Here is a 500-nt window from a genome sequence, read left to right on the forward strand (position 1 = left end):
GCTAACATTTGAGCAGAGAACCGATCCTTTAGTGGCGTTCTTGGAAGCCGTCGGCATTTTCTCCGAACGCTTCTTCTTCTTCGCGAAGAGGGTTGAGCCCGACCTCCGTGGTGAAGACCTCCGGCGCGCCTTCTTTCGAAATGAACTGTCGAAGACCCGGGCCCTTCCCGAGGTACTGATCAATGACTGCCCTGCAGCTGGACGGCGGACCAGGACCGGGGTGGCCCCCGCACTAACTCGGGCGTCCGTAGAAGGTGCTGTCTATGGCGCCATCTATCTGGACTTCGCAAGTCGAGTGGGTCTTCGAGAAGCCGTGGGGCTGGTATTAGATAGCAATGCCGCCAGCTTTTCCGAGCTACAAACTTACATCCACGGACGCGGCAATCCTCAGTGGACGAACGCGATCGACGAAGTCGAAACCACGTGGGAGATGAATCGAGCCTGATGTTCGGCCCTCGTCTCCAAATGTTGGCGGGACGCTGAGCGAATTTACGCGAACC

At 57.6% G+C, this 500-nt stretch carries 1 protein-coding gene; it reads left to right on the top strand.

The annotated features are described in order from the left end of the window. Positions 1 to 445, top strand: a 445-nt coding sequence (locus tag CITRI_RS19505; protein WP_237709096.1) for a hypothetical protein, incomplete at its 5' end; no start/stop codon positions are given. Positions 446 to 500 lie beyond the last annotated feature (55 nt).

This window comes from Citricoccus sp. CH26A (assembly GCF_000224415.1).
GTDB lineage: Bacteria > Actinomycetota > Actinomycetes > Actinomycetales > Micrococcaceae > Citricoccus.